General features: G+C 67.6%; 12 protein-coding genes and 1 tRNA gene. 7 read left to right on the forward strand and 6 right to left on the reverse strand.

The features are described 5' to 3' along the window. Positions 1 to 296 precede the first annotated feature (296 nt). Both rhaI and BUF17_RS13485 read right to left on the reverse strand, forming a co-directional pair. A complete protein-coding gene (rhaI, locus tag BUF17_RS13480; RefSeq protein ID WP_073629527.1) occupies positions 297 to 1,589 on the reverse strand; it encodes an L-rhamnose catabolism isomerase in 1,293 nt (430 codons plus the stop codon). Between the two features lie 285 nt (positions 1,590 to 1,874). Beyond that, positions 1,875 to 3,989, reverse strand: a complete 2,115-nt coding sequence (locus BUF17_RS13485) for a bifunctional rhamnulose-1-phosphate aldolase/short-chain dehydrogenase (RefSeq protein WP_073629529.1) — start codon at positions 3,987 to 3,989, stop codon at positions 1,875 to 1,877. Between the two features lie 469 nt (positions 3,990 to 4,458). Between BUF17_RS13485 and BUF17_RS13490 the strand changes: the two genes are divergently transcribed. The 7 genes from BUF17_RS13490 (at position 4,459) to BUF17_RS13520 (ending at position 12,010) form a co-directional block, all read left to right on the forward strand. Then, on the forward strand, positions 4,459 to 5,268 hold the full coding sequence (locus BUF17_RS13490; protein ID WP_073629531.1) for a DeoR/GlpR family DNA-binding transcription regulator: 810 nt from the start codon (positions 4,459 to 4,461) through the stop codon (positions 5,266 to 5,268). A gap of 133 nt (positions 5,269 to 5,401) precedes the next feature. Further along, positions 5,402 to 6,385 (forward strand): rhamnose ABC transporter substrate-binding protein, encoded by a 984-nt coding sequence (rhaS, locus tag BUF17_RS13495; RefSeq protein WP_073629533.1) that lies wholly within the window; start codon positions 5,402 to 5,404, stop codon positions 6,383 to 6,385. Between the two features lie 240 nt (positions 6,386 to 6,625). Beyond that, positions 6,626 to 8,167 carry a sugar ABC transporter ATP-binding protein gene (locus tag BUF17_RS13500; protein WP_073629535.1) on the forward strand — a complete coding sequence of 514 codons (1,542 nt, stop codon included), beginning with the start codon at positions 6,626 to 6,628 and terminating at the stop codon, positions 8,165 to 8,167. A 44-nt stretch (positions 8,168 to 8,211) separates the two neighbouring features. After that, complete coding sequence (locus BUF17_RS13505; RefSeq protein WP_428977650.1) at positions 8,212 to 9,228, forward strand: ABC transporter permease; 1,017 nt, start codon at positions 8,212 to 8,214, stop codon at positions 9,226 to 9,228. After that, entirely contained in the window at positions 9,225 to 10,268 is a 1,044-nt protein-coding gene (locus tag BUF17_RS13510; protein WP_084564647.1) for an ABC transporter permease, read from the forward strand. The genes BUF17_RS13505 and BUF17_RS13510 overlap by 4 nt, the downstream gene beginning before the upstream one ends. Further along, positions 10,265 to 10,582 (forward strand): L-rhamnose mutarotase, encoded by a 318-nt coding sequence (rhaM, locus tag BUF17_RS13515; RefSeq protein WP_073629537.1) that lies wholly within the window; start codon positions 10,265 to 10,267, stop codon positions 10,580 to 10,582. Before BUF17_RS13510 ends, rhaM begins: the two co-directional genes overlap by 4 nt. 24 nt (positions 10,583 to 10,606) lie before the next feature. Beyond that, positions 10,607 to 12,010 carry an FGGY-family carbohydrate kinase gene (locus BUF17_RS13520; protein WP_084564649.1) on the forward strand — a complete coding sequence of 468 codons (1,404 nt, stop codon included), beginning with the start codon at positions 10,607 to 10,609 and terminating at the stop codon, positions 12,008 to 12,010. A 20-nt stretch (positions 12,011 to 12,030) separates the two neighbouring features. On the opposite strand, the gene BUF17_RS13525 is transcribed toward BUF17_RS13520, so the two are convergent. The 4 genes from BUF17_RS13525 to epmA all read right to left on the reverse strand — a co-directional run bounded on the left by BUF17_RS13525 (position 12,031) and on the right by epmA (position 15,861). Next, the gene (locus BUF17_RS13525; protein ID WP_175563698.1) at positions 12,031 to 12,564 is read right to left on the reverse strand and encodes a CC0125/CC1285 family lipoprotein; all 534 of its coding nucleotides are present in this window, start codon (positions 12,562 to 12,564) and stop codon (positions 12,031 to 12,033) included. 252 nt (positions 12,565 to 12,816) lie between these two features. Beyond that, entirely contained in the window at positions 12,817 to 14,340 is a 1,524-nt protein-coding gene (locus BUF17_RS13530; RefSeq protein WP_084564653.1) for a sensor domain-containing diguanylate cyclase, read from the reverse strand. Positions 14,341 to 14,582: 242 nt separating this feature from the next. Continuing rightward, positions 14,583 to 14,657, reverse strand: a tRNA-Gln gene (locus BUF17_RS13535). Between the two features lie 133 nt (positions 14,658 to 14,790). Further along, positions 14,791 to 15,861, reverse strand: coding sequence for an EF-P lysine aminoacylase EpmA (epmA, locus tag BUF17_RS13540; protein ID WP_073629539.1), 1,071 nt, complete (start codon positions 15,859 to 15,861; stop codon positions 14,791 to 14,793). Between the last annotated feature and the right edge of the window lie 141 nt (positions 15,862 to 16,002).

Genomic DNA, 16,002 nt, shown 5'->3' on the forward strand with positions numbered 1-16,002 from the left:
CTTGTTGCGTTTCGATCCCGTCACGCGTCGGGGGTGTTCGCCCTCCGCCGCGCGTTGCCATTGCTGGTCTGTTTTTTATCGTTTTCGTGCATTGCTGCCGTTCCCCATTCAAACGACAAATCGCTGACGGATGCAAGCGGGATTTGAGGTGCGTCCCTCATAAAATTTCGTCAGACGCGCAGCAGGAAATCTTACTTACATTCAAAACAAAGAGAAAAATGAGATGTACGTACCCGGTGCTGCACCGCAGCGGGCGGCGGATGTCGCATCGCCGCCCGCGGACCGATGGGCGCCTGTCAGACGATGCCGCCGCCGCCGCCGGAGACAGCCGGACGCTCGTTCGCCTTGCGGGGGCGATAGCCCGAGGCACGATAGACCGCCACCGGATCGATGGCGCCGCCGTTGCGCCGGCGGGCGGCGGCGAGGATGGGGCCGACGTCGGTCACGAAGCCGCGCTTCAGCGTCTGCGCTGCCAGGAACGCGTCGTTTCGCGCCTGCGCTTCCGCCAGCGCGCCGCGGTCGACGATGAGCGCCTGGGCATAGGCCCGGGTGACCTCCACGGCGCTGCCGATCAGGCTTTCGATCGGATCGGTGACGTTGTGGGACTGGTCGAGCATGTGGGCGGGACGGAACGTGTCGTCGTTGAGTTCGGCCTCCACCAGTTCGTTGAAGACGAGGAACAGGCGGAAGGGATCGACCGATCCGGCATCGAGATCGTCGTCGCCGTATTTGGAGTCGTTGAAATGGAAGCCGCCGAGCTTCTTGCGGTGCAGAAGCCGGGAGACGATCATCTCGATGTTCACGTTCGGCGCATGGTGGCCGAGATCGACGAGGCAGAATGCCTTCTCGCCGAGCGATTCGGCCGCGATCAGCGACGAGCCCCAGTCCTGGATCACGGTCGAGTAGAACGCCGGCTCGTACATCTTGTGCTCGACGAACACGCGCCAGTCGTCGGGCAGGGCGGCGTAGATCTGCGACGCCGATTCGAGATAGCGCTCGAACGCCTTGGAGAGGTTGCTCTGGCCGGGGAAGTTGGAGCCGTCGCCGATCCAGATCGACAGTGCGGTGGAGCCGAGCACCTTGCCGAGTTCGATGCACTCGATGTTGTGGGCGACCGCCTGGGCGCGGACCGCCGGATCGGTGTGGCTGAGGCTGCCGTATTTGTAGGACAGCGCCTGACCGGGACTGTCCTGGAAGGTGTTGGAATTCACCGCATCGAAGCCGAGGCCTAGCGCGTCGCCATGGGCCTTCAAGGCCGCCATGTCCGGCACCTTGTCCCACGGGAAGTGCAGCGAGACGGTCGGGGTCGCGCGGCCGAGCTGCTGCACCACGGCGCAGTCCGAGAGCTTGTCGAAGACGTCGCGCGGCTCGCCTGGGCCCGGGAAGCGGGCGAAGCGCGTGCCGCCGGTGCCCACGCCCCATGATGGCAGCGCGACGCCGAAGCCCGCGATCTTGGCCGTGACGGCCTCGATGTCGATGCCGCGGCGGGACAGCTGGCGGCCGAGGGCCTCGTAGTCTTCGTCGAGGGCGTCGGCGAGGGCGGCGTTCTCGCGGACGATGAGATCGGGATCGATCGGTAGCTCGGTCATGGCGGGTTTCCTCACATGTTCTCGTGGGAGCAGGCCGTCTTCGCCCGGGCGCCCGGCGTGGCGGCTCCTGATTGCTCCGGCTTTCTCGATGGGCGTCGTCTCCGGAGCCCGCTTTCCCTCGACCGGGCCGCACCGATCCGGTCGGCGGGAGATCACAGGGGAAGTCGTTCCGATTCGCCGGATCGGTCATCCGGCGGACGCGCGCCGGGACCGTCCTTCGCGAGGGGCGGTCGACGCGGCGCGGCGCGGGCGGGCGGCGATGGTCTCCGCCCGCCGTCGTCCCGTTCAGCGCGTGAACGAAGGCGCGTGGCCTGCGTCCACGTTCAGGATATTGCCGGTGGACTTGGACGACAGGTCCGAGGCGAAGAAATAGACGCCCTCGGCTATGTCTTCCGGATAGACCCCGAGCTTCAGCATCGAGCGCTGGCGATAGATCTCCTCGAGATCGTTCTCGCCGACCTTGTAGGCCTCGGCGCGCTGGCTGCGCCATTCGCCAGTCCAGATCTTGGAGCCGCGCAGCACCGCATCGGGATTGACCACGTTGACGCGGATGCCGAGCGGCGCGCCCTCGAGCGCGAGGCAGCGGGCGAGGTGCACCTCGGAGGCCTTGGCCGTGCAGTAGGCCGCAGCGCCCGGCGAGGCGACGATGGCGTTCTTCGACGCGATGAACACCATCGCACCGCCGCGCGCCTGATGCTTCATCAGCCGGAAGGCCTCTCGCGACACCAGGAAGTAACCGGTGGACAGGATATCCATGTTGCGCTGCCACAGCGCGAGCGACGTGTCCTCCACCGGCGCCGACGATGCGATGCCGGCATTGGAGACGAGGATGTCGAGCCCGCCGAAGGCGACCGCCGCCTCCTTGAACAGGCGGATGACGGTCTCTTCGCGGGTCACGTCCACCGGCAGCGAGGCGACGGCGTCGCGGCCGAAGGCCTTGGCGAGGCCGGCATCCGCTTCGGCGAGCGCGGCCTCGTCGATGTCGCAGATCACGACGCACGCGCCTTCAGACGCGAGCCGCCGCGCGGTGGCGAGCCCGATGCCGCCCGCGCCGCCCGTGATGAGCGCGACGCGTCCGGCGAGCGCCTTCGGCTTCGGCATCCGCTGCAGCTTGGCCTCCTCGAGCAGCCAGTACTCGATGTCGAAGGCTTCCTGTTCCGGCAGGCCCCGATAGGTCGAGACCGTGGAAGCGCCGCGCATCACGTTGACGGCGTTGACGTAGAACTCGCCGGCAATGCGGGCTGTCGCCTTGTCGGCGGCGAACGTCATCATGCCGATGCCCGGGATCAGGTACACGACCGGGTTCGGGTCACGGATCGCGGGCGAATCCGGGTGCTTGCAGCGCTCGTAATAGGCCGCGTAATCCTCGCGGTAGCCGGCAATCGCCGCCTCCAGGCCCGGGAGCAGGTCGGCAGCCGTCTGGGTCGCGGGGTCGAACGGCAGCACCAGCGGACGGATCTTGGTGCGCAGGAAATGGTCGGGGCAGGAGGTGCCGAGCGGCGCCAGCGCGTCGAGCGCCTGGGAGCCGACGAACTCCAGCACCGCCGGCTGGTCGTCGAAGTGGCCGACCATTCGGCGTTCGCCGCTGATAAGCCCGCGGATGCGCGGCATCAGCTCGGCAGCGACCGCAAGGCGGGCCTCCGGCGCGGCGGTCGGAACCTTCACGCCACCGAAAGCCGGCTTACCTTCCGACTTGGCCGCAAGCCACGCGATGGCGCGGTTGATGGTGTCGATGGTCTGCTTGTAGCAGGCATAGGGCGTGTCGCCCCAGGTGAACAGGCCGTGAGCTTCGAGAACGACGCCCTTGGCCGACGGGTTCTCCTTCGCGAACTGCTGCAGCCAGACGCCGAGCTCGAAGCCCGGGCGCCGCCATGGCAGCCAGCCGATCTCGTCGCCGAAGATCTCGCGGGTGATGGCGCGGCTGTCTGCGGAGGCCGCAATTGCGATGATGGCGTCCGGATGGACGTGATCGACATATTTCGCCGGCAAAAGGCCATGCAGCGGCGTGTCGATCGAGGTGGCGCGCGGGTTCAGGTTGAAGGTGCAGTGCGGGTAAAGCCCGACCACCGCATCCTCGACCTCGGGACCCGCATAGCTGGCGGCGATCTGGTTCAGCTTGTCGAGATAGAGCGTGGCGAAGCCGTCGAGCTTCATCGAGCCGATGTCGCCGCCCGAGCCCTTCACCCACAGCACCTCGACCTCCGCCCCGGTGAGCGGGTCGGCCATCATGATCTTGGAGGACGTGTTGCCGCCGCCATAGTTGGTGATGCGCTTGTCGGAGCCGAGCAGGTTGGACCGGTAGAGCAGCCGCTCCGGTTCGCTGAGCGTCGCCGCATGGGCGGCATCCCACAGGTCGGCCAGCAGCGGTGTCGCCTCGGTCGGTGTCGGTTTGTCGAGCATGTGTCGTCCTCCCGGTTGGGCGTGGCACCGAAGCCGCGGGCGTTCGGGACATCACGGCCAAGCATTTGAATCCAGGGCGCCTTGCGAACGCGATTGCGCGCGGCGCTCCGCTGGCGGGTTCGTTGGTGCCTCCGGCCCGGCGTGCGAGGAGCGCCTCTCACGCGCGCCAGTCGCGCGGCGCCGTTGGCACGCCGCCTGTCTGCACGTCGCCTTGATTAGGACCAGATGCCGACGATTTCAATCAACTTCTGTCGTAACCGGTCATTATTGTGCGCCGCAACAATCAATTACGATCATTTCTGACCGAATCGCGATTGACAATCGCCCCTCATTGCCGTGTCTTGGATGCAATCAACGAATGCCCTGCCGCTCCGGCCTGCCGGAACAGGACGGGGTCGGAGCGGGCTGCCGTCCCATGCCGTCGTGCTGGGAGGGGCGGCCCGAACGGGATGGAGACCATGGGACGGCCATGCTTGAGCGCGAACGCCACCGCCTGATCCTGAAGCTCGTCACCGAGCGCTCCGTCGTGAGCGTTACCGAGCTCGTGGACATGCTGGACGCCTCGGAGGCGACCATCCGCCGGGACATCGTAGCGCTGGCCGACCGAGGCGAGCTGAAGCGGGTGCGGGGCGGTGCGGAGGCGCTGCGGCCGCGCCACAAGGCCCACCTCGTCGGCGTGCCGTTCAACGTGAACATGGAAGTCGCGGTGCCCGAGAAGCGGGCGATCGCGCGCGCCGCCGCCGCTCTGGTGGAACCCGGCGACAGCATCATCATCAATGGTGGCACCACCACATGGCGGCTGGTCGAGTTCCTGCGCGACCTCGACCTCGACATCCTGACGAACTCGTTCCCGATCGCCGCGGACCTGCTGGCCACGGCGCGCTCGCGCATCACGCTGCCCGGCGGAACGATCTATCCGGAACAGAACATCATCCTCAGCCCCTACGAGGAGGCCGACGCGGTCGCGCACTTCTCGGGCCGGATCATGTTCACCGGCGCCTACGGCATCGGTCGCGCGGGGCTGCTCGAAACCGATCCGCTCATCGTGCAGTCGGAATGCCGGCTGCTGCGGCGCGCCGAGCGCCTCGTGGTCATGGCGGATGCCAGCAAGCTGCGCCGCCATTCCTCGATGGTGGTGGCGCCGCTTGATCGCGTGAACGTGCTGGTGACCGACGATGCCGCCACCGAGGCCGATCTCGCCCCGCTGCGTGATGCGGGCGTCGAGGTCGTGGTCGCCGAGGTGACGGCCGAGGACCGGGCGCTCGACGTGGCGGCCTGACGTCCGCCGGGGCCCGACGGACGCCCGGATCCCGCTCCTCGCGGGCACGCATACCAACGCCGCGGACAACAAGCGGCGCCGAATTCGGCATCAACGGCCGCGCCAGAAGGGCGGCCATTTCGGGAGGACGACTATGATCCGCAAGCTTATCCTGGCCGCCGCGACGGTGGCGCTGCTCGCCGGCTCGGCGCACGCCGCCGACATCCGCGTCGGCCTCGTGCCGAAATCTCTCGGCAACGGCTTCTTCGATGCCGCCTACAAGGGCGCGCAGGAAGCGGCCAAGGAGATTGGCGGCGTCGAGGTGATCTATACCGGCCCGACCACCACCACCGCCGAAGGCCAGATCGAGACCATCAACGCGCTGATCGCCCAGAAGGTCGACGCCATCGCGATCTCCGCCAACGATCCCGACGCGCTCGTTCCGGCGCTGAAGAAGGCGATGCAGCGCGGCATCAAGGTGGTGTCGTGGGATTCCGGCGTCGCGGTCGACGGCCGCGAGGTCCATCTCAATCCCTCGTCCAACGAACTGATAGGCGAGATGTGCGTGCAGCTCGCGGCCGACGTCGCCGGTTCCGGTGAGAGCGAAGTCGCGATCCTGTCGGCCACCCCGACCTCGACCAACCAGAACATCTGGATCGGCGAGATGAAGAAGGTGCTGCCGAAGTTCCCGAATCTGAAGCTCGTCGCGACCGTCTATGGCGACGACCTCGCCGACAAGTCCTATCGCGAGACCCAGGCGCTCCTGAAGCAGTATCCGAACCTCAAGGTCATCATCGCCCCGACCTCGGTCGGCATCGTCGCCGCCGCCAAGGCGGTCGAGGACGCCGGCCTCTCGGGCAAGGTGCTCGTCACCGGCCTCGGCCTGCCGTCGGAACTCGCCGGCCACGTCATGAAGGGCACGGTGAAGAGCTTCGCGATCTGGAACCCGATCGACCTCGGCTACGCCGCGACCTATCTCGCCGTCGATCTCGTCAAGGGCGACAAGGGCGGCCCCGACGCCAAGCTGCCGATCGGTCGCCTCGGCACCGTCTCCTTCGACAAGGAAGGCGCGGGCGCCATGGCGAAGCCCTTCGTCTACGACAAGTCGAACGTGGAAGAATTCGCGAAGATCTTCTGATCACCGCGACAAGGGCGCATTTCCGATCTGATGGAAGCATCAGGTTCACAAGAAATCGCTCCAGATTAAAAAAAGCTTGAGCATCTCCTTGTCGGTCAGATCGGTTCACTCCGAACGGGATATGCTCAAGCCTCTTCCCCATATCTGACGGCGGCGCCGGCCGGCGCCGCCGCACCGGCCCGGCCCATGGTGCCGGCGCCTCGCGTCGCCGCGTTCGTGCCGCCCTGCAGGGGTGATCCCATGTCCCTTTCGACCACCGCCGCTTCGGCCATAGAGCCTTTGCGTCCCGCCGCCGGGCCCGTGCCCGTGCTCACGCTGTCCGGTATCCAGAAGTCCTTCGCCGGTGTGCGCGCCCTCGTCGACGGCGCGCTCGAACTCTACGGCGGCGAGGCGACCGCGCTGATCGGCGAGAACGGGGCCGGCAAGTCGACGCTCGTGAAGGTCCTGACCGGCATCCACGCGCCGGACCACGGCACCATCACCCTCAACGGCAAGCCCGTCACCATCGGCTCGGCCGACGAGGCCCAGCGCCTCGGCATCACCGCGATCCACCAGGAAGCCGTGGTGTTCGACGACCTCAGCGTCGCCGAGAACATCTTCGTCTCCCACCGTCCACGCGGGCGGTTCGGCATGGTCGACTGGTCGGCGATGAACGCGCGGGCGGCAAAGCTCCTCGCCGAGCTTGAGGCGGATTTCGATCCCGGCCAGCCGCTGCGCTCGCTTTCGATCGCCCAGAAGCACCTCGTGCAGATCGCCCGCGCGCTCTCGTTCGACGCCCGCGTCGTCATCATGGACGAGCCGACGGCGGCGCTTTCCCACCGCGAGGCGGAAGATCTGTTCCGCATCGTCGACCGGCTGAAGGCGGAGGGCCGGGCGATCCTGTTCATCAGCCACAAGTTCGAGGAGATCATGCGCGTCGCCGACCGCTATGCGGTATTCCGCGACGGCGCGGCGGTGGGCGCGGGACGCATCGGCGAAAGCTCGACCGACGATCTCATCCGCATGATGGTCGGCCGTCCCGTCGACCAGATCTTTCCGAAAATCGAGACGGTGCCGGGCGACGAGGCGCTGCGGGTCGAGGGGCTGTCGCACCCGACCGAGTTCGACGACGTCTCGTTTCACGTCCGCCGCGGCGAGATTCTCGGCCTCTACGGTCTGGTCGGCGCCGGCCGGTCCGAAGTGATGAAGGCGGTGTTCGGGCTGACCGAGCCGAGCGCCGGCCGCATCTTGGTCGACGGCCGGCCGCTCTCGATCCGCCGGCCCGACGACGCGATCCGCGCCGGCATCGTCTATGTGCCGGAGGATCGCCAGCACCAGGGCGCGGTGCTGAAGCAGTCCATCGTGGAGAACATCGCGCTGCCGAGCCTCGCGCAGCTGTCGCGCCGCGGTTTCAACAACCGTCCGCGCGAGCGCGATGTCGCCGGTGCGCTCGCCCAGCGCCTGCAGGTGCGCATGTCCGGGCTCGACCAGCCGGTCGAGGACCTCTCCGGCGGCAACCAGCAGAAGGTGGTGATCGCCAAGTGGCTGGCGACCCAGCCGCGGGTGCTGATTCTCGACGAGCCGACCAAGGGCATCGATGTCGGCTCCAAGGCCGCGGTGCACCGCTTCATGGCGGAACTCGTCGCCCAGGGCCTCGCGGTGGTGATGGTCTCGTCCGAACTGCCTGAGGTTCTCGGCATGGCCGACCGGGTGATGGTGATGGCCCGCGGACGGGTGCGTCGCACATTCACCCGCGCCGAAGCCACGCCCGAAGCCGTCGTGCGCGCCGCCACCGATGCCTGAACAGACCCGCCGGACGCCCCGCTGAGGGCCGCCAGGAGGACGACATGAAGACTGCCAAACACATGGCGGCGACGCGGCCCGGTGCGGTCCGCGGCTGGCTCGCGAGCCGCGATGCCGCGCTCGCCGCACTGGTCGTGGCGGTGACCGTCGGGGTCGCCGTCAAGTTCCCCGCCTTTGTTGCCCCGTCGAACCTCGTCGACGTGTTCGACGACACCTCGATCCTGTTCCTGCTGGCGCTCGGCCAGATGCTGGTGATCCTGACGGGGGCCATCGACCTGTCGGTCGCGGCCAATCTCGCGCTCACCGGCGTCGTCGTCGCGCTGCTGAATTCCGCGATGCCCGAACTCGGCGTCGTGCCGGTGATCCTGCTCTCCGTCGCGCTTGGCACCGCCCTCGGCCTCGTCAACGCGCTGCTCGTCTGGAAGCTCGGCCTGCCGTCGATCGTCGTCACGCTCGGCACGCTCGCGGTCTATCGCGGCGTGATCTTCCTCATCACCGGCGGCGCCTGGATCAACTCCAACCAGATGTCCGACGCCTTCCTCGACTTCATCCGCGCGCCGCTCCTGGGGCTGCCAGTGCTGAGCTGGGTGGCGATCCTCGGCATCGCGGCGATGGCCCTGTTCCTGCGCTTCACCGCCACCGGCCGCAACATCTACGTCGCCGGCGGAAATCGCTCGGCCGCCGTCTATGCCGGCATCGATCCCGGCCGGATGCAGGCGATCGCCTTCGTGGTCTCCGGCGCCGTCGCCGGGCTCTGCGGCTATTTCTGGGTGTCGCGCTATGCGGTCGCCTATGTCGACGTCGCCCAGGGCTTCGAACTGCAGGTCATCGCGGCCTGCGTCATTGGCGGCGTTTCCATCGCCGGCGGCGTCGGCACGGTGACGGGCGTCGTGCTCGGCGCCCTGTTCCTCGGCATCGTCAAGAACGCTCTGCCGCTGATCGGCATCTCGCCGTTCTGGCAGATGGCCATCGCCGGCCTCGTCATCACGGTCGCGGTCGTTCTCAACGCCCGCGGCGGCCGGTCGGCCGGCCGCCGCATCCTGGAGGAGAAGCCGGCATGAATGCGGTTTCGAACGGACGACTCGGCAACGGCGTCAAGCTCGCGGGCGATCCGGCGGACGGCGGCGGACGGACAGGACACAGCCGCTTCGCCTTCGCCAGGCGGTGGGAGTTCATCCTGTTCGCGCTGTTCGTGGCGGGCTTTGGGCTGTGTTCGTGGGTGTCGCCCTATTTCCTCGACGTCTGGAACCTGTCGGACGCCACCTTCAACTTCACCGAGAAGGCCATCGTCGCGCTGCCGATGGCGCTCCTCATCATCGCCCGCGAGATCGACATCTCCATCGCCGGCATCATGGCCCTCGCCTCCGTTGCCATGGGGCTTGCCGCGGGGGCCGGCGCGGATGTGTGGCTGGTGGTGGCCGTGGGGCTCGCGACGGGCCTTGCCTGCGGCATCGTCAATGGCACTCTCGTCACCGTGTTCCGCGTGCCGGCCATCGTCGCCACCATCGGCACCATGAGTCTGTTCCGCGGCGTGGGCTACGCCATCCTCGGCGATCAGGTGCTGAAGTCCTACCCGGCCGGCTTCGATGCTTTCGGGCAGGGCTATTTCTGGGGGCCGATCTCCAACGAGTTCGCGCTTTTCCTCGTGCTCGCGGCGCTGTTCGCGGTTGTGCTCCACGGCACCTCGGTCGGCCGGCGCATCTACGCCATCGGCAACAATCCCGAGGTCGCGCGCTTTTCCGGCGTCGCGGTCGACCGCTACCGCTTCGTGCTGTTCGCGGTGGTCGGGCTAGCCGCCGGCCTCGCCTCGGTGTGCCTCACCTCGCGGCTCGGCTCCACGCGGCCGTCGCTCGCGGTCGGATGGGAGCTTGAGATCATCACCATGGTGGTGCTCGGCGGCGTCTCGATCCTCGGCGGCGTCGGCACGATCCTCGGCGTGGTGCTCGCGGCATTCCTGATGGGCCTCGTCACCTTCGGTCTCGGCCTCGTCAACGTGCCCGGCATCGTCATGCAGATCGTCGTCGGCGTGCTGCTCGTCGCCGTGATCTCGATCCCGGTCTTGCTGCGGAAGCTCGGACTCGCGCGGGGAGGGCGGCGATGAGCGAGAAGATCGCCTTCAAGATGCAGCTTCTGCCGGGCTTCGAGGCGGAATATCGCCGCCGCCATGATGCGATCTGGCCGGAACTCGTCGACCTGCTGCACGAGGCCGGGGTCTCGGATTATTCGATCTTCCTCGATCCCGAGACCCTCACCCTGTTCGCCGTGCTGGTCAGGCGCGACGACCACACAATGGACCGCCTTCCCGAAACCGCCGTGATGCGGCGCTGGTGGGCGATGATGCGCGACATCATGGTGGTGCACCCCGATGGCGAACCGGTGGCGACGCCGCTCAGCCCGGTGTTCCACATGGCCTGACCGGCGTCCTCGGAGGCACTGCCCGTGATCGATCCAGCCCGCCCCCCCGCCGCCCCCCTCGTCGCCGTGCTCGACATCGGCAAGACCAACGCCAAGCTGGTGGTGGCCGACCCGGCGACCGGCGAGGAACTCTGGCAGGAGACCCGCCCCAACCGGCCGCTTGCCGGAGCGCCCTATCTTGCCATCGATGCCGCGGCGATCGAGGCGTTCCTGCTGGGCGCGCTCTCGAACGCGCCCGAACGCGAGCGGATCGGCACGATCGTGCCGGTCGCCCACGGCGCCTGCGGTGCGCTCGTCGATGAGGCCGGCCTCGTGCTGCCGGTGATGGACTACGAGGACCCGGTGCTGGAGGAGGTCGCGGACGAATACCGCGCCGAGCGCGACGCCTTCGCCGTCACCGGGTCGCCGTTCCTGCCGCTCGGCCTCAATCTCGGCCGGCAGATCCATTTCCTCGAACGCCGCTTCCCCGCCGCGTTCGCCCGCGCGCGGCACCTGATGATGTGGCCGCAATATCTTTCCTGGCGCCTCACGGATGTCGCCGCCGGTGAGGTGACGTCGCTCGGCTGTCACACCGATCTCTGGGAACCGGCGACTGGCCGCTTCTCGCCTCTGGCGCTTCGCCGCGGCTGGGATCGCCTGGTGCCGCCGCTGAAGGCGGCCGGTGACGTGGTCGGCCGGATCGCACCCGGAATCGCCGCCGCGACGGGGCTTCACCCGCAGACGGCTGTGCTCGCCGGCATTCACGATTCCAACGCCTCGTTCCTGCGCCACCGGCTGGCGCGGCCGAAAGACGAACCTTTCGTGGTGATCTCGTCCGGAACCTGGGCGGTGCTGCTCGCCTCCGGCGTGCCGGTCTCTGGGTTGTCCGAAGACCGCGACTGCCTCGTCAATGTCGACGCCCTCGGCGCGCCGACGCCGACGGCGCGGTTCATGGGTGGCCGCGAGTTCGCCGCCATTGCCGGAGAAGCCCCGGCTCCCGCCGGACCGGGCGATCTCGATCGTGTGCTTGCCGCGGGCGCCGTCGCCTGGCCGTCGTTCGTCGCCGCCGGCGGTCCGTTCCCGGGCCGGCAGGGCTTCGTCGAAAATGGGGAAGGGCTCGATGCGGCCGGGCGCTCCGCGCTCGCTGCGCTCTATATCGCGCTGATGGCGGACACGTCGCTCGATCTCCTCGGCGCGCGCGGCACGGTGGTCATCGAGGGGCCGTTTGCGGACAATGCCCTGATCGGACCGCTGCTCGCCGGTCTCCACCCCGGGCGCTCCGTTGCGCTTTCGCGCGATCGGGCCGGAACCGTCGGCGGCGCGCTGGCGCTCGCCTCGGGCGGTCGGGCTCCCGAGCCACGGCTGAGGGCCGTCGAGCCGATCTCCGATCCCCGCCTCACGGCGTTGCGAAGCCGCTGGCGGACCGGCCCTCGCGTCGCGGTGGGCTGATCCGGCCCGGCCTGCGACTATCAGCGCGACGGTGGCTGCGTCGCCGTCAGGGTGCGGCGGGCGTCGAACGCCGCCGGATCGCCTGCGGGCGCCGCGCCGCGGTGGATCCGGATATCGGCCTGTGCGGTGAACGCGGTGCCAGACCGTTCGTTCAGGGTCGCGACCCCGCCCCAGACTCCGATGACCGGGCCGGCCTGGGGCGCCGAGGGCGGTATCGAGACGCCGCCCGGATAGCTCCTGACCGCCGCCACCGACGCGGGTGCGCCGGTGATGCTGCGCCCCTCGACGACGAAGTAATCGCCGCCCTGTTCGAGGGTCAGCTGCGCCGCCCGTCGAAGTAGATAGCTGTCGACCGTCTCCGGAGAGGTCGCGGGATTGCCGGTGAAAGCGACCCGCCAGCGGTCGCGGGCGATCTGCGTTTGCGAGAAGCCGAAGCCGTCCGCTGCCGGGCCATAGGGGGTCGGCATCGGGCCGGCACAGGCCGCCAGCAGCAGCGCACCGAGAAGGATTGCGATCCGAGACAGGCGACGGGGCATGGACTGGCGCATGGGCATGTTCATCGGTCTCCTACAACCCGCCCGGCCGCGGTCTCGCCTCCGGGGCGGGGTCAAGCCGTTGAACCGGGAGCCTGCTCCCAGGGAGCGGAAAAGGGCGCCGGCATCGCGGCATGGCGTTGCCTTCGGTGGCCCTGCCTTTAGGAAAGACAGGGTCCATAGAGCCTGATGACACAAACTCTTGCCGCCCCATATCGGCGACGGTCGCGCCCCGGCTGTACGCAATCGTACAATTCGGTCCGGTCTTTGGCTTCAAATCTCGACGGTCGTGACGACGCGGTTGCGGCCGGTGTTCTTGGCTTCATAGAGCGCCTGATCGGCCGCCTCGATCAACTGGGCGACCTCGCCATCGGCCTTCGCCGTGGCGAAGGCAACACCGATGCTGACGGTCGTGCCTGGGGCGCGGCCCGCCGCCGCCTTGTCTCCATACCGGTCCTCCATGCCGGCCCGGATTTTCTCCGCCGTCGTCATGGCTTCTTCCAGTGTCGCATCGGGAAGCACGACGGCGAACTCTTCTCCGCCATAGCGCGCACTGCAATCGCCGGCCCGTCGTGTGCAACTGGCGATCAGTCCGCCCAGCGCGCGCAGGACGGTATCGCCCTGCCCGTGGCCGTAGGTATCGTTGAGGTGCTTGAAGTGATCGGCGTCGATCATCAGGAGGGCGAGAGAAGAGCCGGTCCGGCGGGTGCGCCGCCACTCCCGGGCGACGACCTCGTCGAAACGCCGGCGGTTGGCGAGGCCTGTCAGAGCGTCGGTCGTGGCGAGGGCGGCAAGGTGTGCTTCCGCGATCGCCCTGCGGCGCAACTCGTGCCGCAGCGCCAGGCTCAAGGCGATCAAGGCCACGCATATCAGGGTCAGGATGACCGCTATGACGATCGCACGCGTTCGCCAATTGTCGTAGATCTCGTCGACGGCGATGCCGACGCTGACGATAAGAGGGCGTTTGCCCACCGGGCCGAAGAAGTAGGCGCGCCGGACGCCGTCGAGACGGGCCTTGGCCGTGAACGTCCCCGTGCCCATCGCAAGCAGTCGCTTGAAGTTCGGGCTCGACGAAAGATCGAGACCGACGATTTCCAGATCCGGTTCTGACGGTTGGCGGACAAGAACGCGCCCATCCGTCTTCACCACAGCGATCACGCTGTCCTTCCCGAGTCTGAGTTCGGTGAACAGCTTTTCGAAATTGGCGAGCGTGATCGCGATCATGGCGATCCCCGCGAAGCTGCCATCGGGATTGGAGATGCGCCGGCTGAGCGCGAAGGTCGGGACGCCGCCGTGCAGGCGGCTCGCATAGGGGGCACTGATATAGGTGCCGACATTCGGATCGTTCTTGGGAACGAGGAAATAATCGCGGTCCGCGAAGCTCATGTCCGCCGGGACATTCTCGCCGACGTCATCGACGATATGGCCGGTCGTGTCGAGCACACGCAGATAGGTGGCACTCGGAAGGTAGCTCGACGCCCGTTCAAGAAGCTGGTGATGCGCGCGCCCCGGCATCTTGGCGCCGAAGGTCAGGTCGTCGATCACATCCTTCAGCAAGACCTCCGCGACATTCAGGAAGCTCGTGATGTCGCTGCTGATCGTAACGCGAAGATTCGTCGCCGACTGCTCATGAGAACTGAGTGTATCTCTGCGCTCCTTCAGCAGGAGATTCCCGACCAAGGCAATGATGAGAAAGCAGATCAGCCACGGTCCGAAAAGCAGGGCTCGATCGATCGCGACAATGTTGCGAACGGCGGATTTCTCATGATCATCGACCGTCGTCTTCTGATGAGCCATTCGTCAATTTGTTCTTGATGTTACGAACAGGATGGCCGAAACCGGACATCAGAAAAACAGAGCGGTCTCTGGAATGGCCGCCGCGGCAAGCGATCCGAAGCGGAATAACTTTAAAGGACCGCTGCGCCAGTTGAAAGCAGATCGGCGCTCGCGAAAACGCGCTTTCGACGCATGTTTCCGTGCTCATCGGCGCAGACCGTACGGCCCCACGCGGCCTGATCGCGATCATCGGGCAGGTGTTCTGGCTGGGGCACCAGGATTCGAACCTGGGAATGGCGGAATCAAAATCCGCTGCCTTACCACTTGGCTATGCCCCAATGCGGCCCGACGGCGCGCGAGGCACTTTCTAACCACTCGGACAGCACGCCGCAATGGCCGCTTTTCGACTCGCGGCGGACGCCGCGCCGCAGGTCGATCCGCGCGGGAAGCGCCCATGCCGGGTCTGCGGCTCTAGATCGGCGACCCAATCTCCGCAACCGGTGCCCAAAGCACATCGGTGATCCGCGTCGCGCCGGTCGCCAGCATCACCAGGCGGTCGATGCCCAGCGCGATGCCGCTCGTTTCCGGCATCAGGGAAAGCGCCGCAAGAAAGTCCTCGTCGATCGGATGCCGCTCACCATAGATCCGTTCCTTCAGCGCCATGTCCGCTTCGAAGCGGCGGCGTTGCTCGGCCGGATCCGTCAGCTCGCCGAACCCGTTGGCGAGTTCCACGCCGCACGCATAGAGCTCGAACCGCTCCGAGAGCCGGGGGGCGTCCGGCTTTCGTCGTGCCAGCGCGGCCTCGCACGCCGGATAGTCGCACAGCGCGGTCGGCCGTCCGAGGCCCAGGAACGGCTCGATGCGCTCCACCATCACCCGGCTGAAGATGTCGGACCAGCTGTCGTCCGCGGCGATACGGATGCCTTTCGATGCGGCGGCGGCGGCAAAGCCGTCGCGGTCGGGGCTCTCGGGGTCGGCGAGGGTTGCGAGCAGGTCGATGCCGGCGAGATCGCGGAAGGCCTCCGCCACGGTGACGCGCTCGATGCCGGCGCGCGGGTCGGCCGCGCGGCCGCGGAAGACGAAGCGCTCGCTGCCGGCGGCATCCGCAGCAGCCGCGACCAGGGCGGCGCAGTCGTCGATCAGGGCCGTGTAGGGCGCGCCGGCGCGATACCACTCCAGCATCGTGAATTCGGGGTGGTGCAGGTCGGTCCGCTCACGGTTGCGGAACACCCGGGCGAGGGTGAAAAGTCGTCGTTCCCCTGCCGCGATCAGTTTCTTGCAGGTGAATTCCGGCGACGTGTGCAGGTAAAGCCGCGACGGCGTGCCGTCGTTGGCGAAGAGGGTCGTCTCGAAGGCATGGAGATGGGTCTCGTTGCCGGGGGAAACCTGGAGGATCGGCGTTTCCACCTCGGTAAAGCCGTCGTCCTCGAACAGCCGGCGCACCGCCCTGACGATGCGCCCGCGCGCGGCGAGCCGGGGTGCACGGTCCGCGTGAAGATCGGGGCGCCACCAGCCGGCACCGGGAGAGGGGCGTTGCGTCATGTCGGTCCGGTCTCGCTGATCGGCAGGCCTTGTTGGCAGCAGGTCTTGTCGGGTTCTTTCCGTTCGATCTCGGGAGGTGCGCGCGGGCCTCCAGGCTCTGCCTTCCCGGGCTCGGCCCACATGCCGGTTCCTCCGGCGCGG

The sequence above is a fragment of the Pseudoxanthobacter soli DSM 19599 genome (assembly GCF_900148505.1).
Lineage (GTDB): Bacteria > Pseudomonadota > Alphaproteobacteria > Rhizobiales > Segnochrobactraceae > Pseudoxanthobacter > Pseudoxanthobacter soli.

Excerpts from the sequence above, each read along its gene's own strand:
- BUF17_RS13485 (WP_073629529.1), bottom strand. The coding sequence starts at position 3,989 with ATGCTCGACAAACCGACACCGACCGAGGCGACACCGCTGCTGGCCGAC.
- BUF17_RS13505 (WP_428977650.1), top strand. The coding sequence starts at position 8,212 with ATGAAGACTGCCAAACACATGGCGGCGACGCGGCCCGGTGCGGTCCGC.
- BUF17_RS13525 (WP_175563698.1), bottom strand. The coding sequence starts at position 12,564 with ATGCCCATGCGCCAGTCCATGCCCCGTCGCCTGTCTCGGATCGCAATC.
- rhaS (WP_073629533.1), top strand. The coding sequence starts at position 5,402 with ATGATCCGCAAGCTTATCCTGGCCGCCGCGACGGTGGCGCTGCTCGCC.
- BUF17_RS13490 (WP_073629531.1), top strand. The coding sequence starts at position 4,459 with ATGCTTGAGCGCGAACGCCACCGCCTGATCCTGAAGCTCGTCACCGAG.
- BUF17_RS13510 (WP_084564647.1), top strand. The coding sequence starts at position 9,225 with ATGAATGCGGTTTCGAACGGACGACTCGGCAACGGCGTCAAGCTCGCG.
- rhaI (WP_073629527.1), bottom strand. The coding sequence starts at position 1,589 with ATGACCGAGCTACCGATCGATCCCGATCTCATCGTCCGCGAGAACGCC.
- BUF17_RS13530 (WP_084564653.1), bottom strand. The coding sequence starts at position 14,340 with ATGGCTCATCAGAAGACGACGGTCGATGATCATGAGAAATCCGCCGTT.
- rhaM (WP_073629537.1), top strand. The coding sequence starts at position 10,265 with ATGAGCGAGAAGATCGCCTTCAAGATGCAGCTTCTGCCGGGCTTCGAG.
- epmA (WP_073629539.1), bottom strand. The coding sequence starts at position 15,861 with ATGACGCAACGCCCCTCTCCCGGTGCCGGCTGGTGGCGCCCCGATCTT.
- BUF17_RS13500 (WP_073629535.1), top strand. The coding sequence starts at position 6,626 with ATGTCCCTTTCGACCACCGCCGCTTCGGCCATAGAGCCTTTGCGTCCC.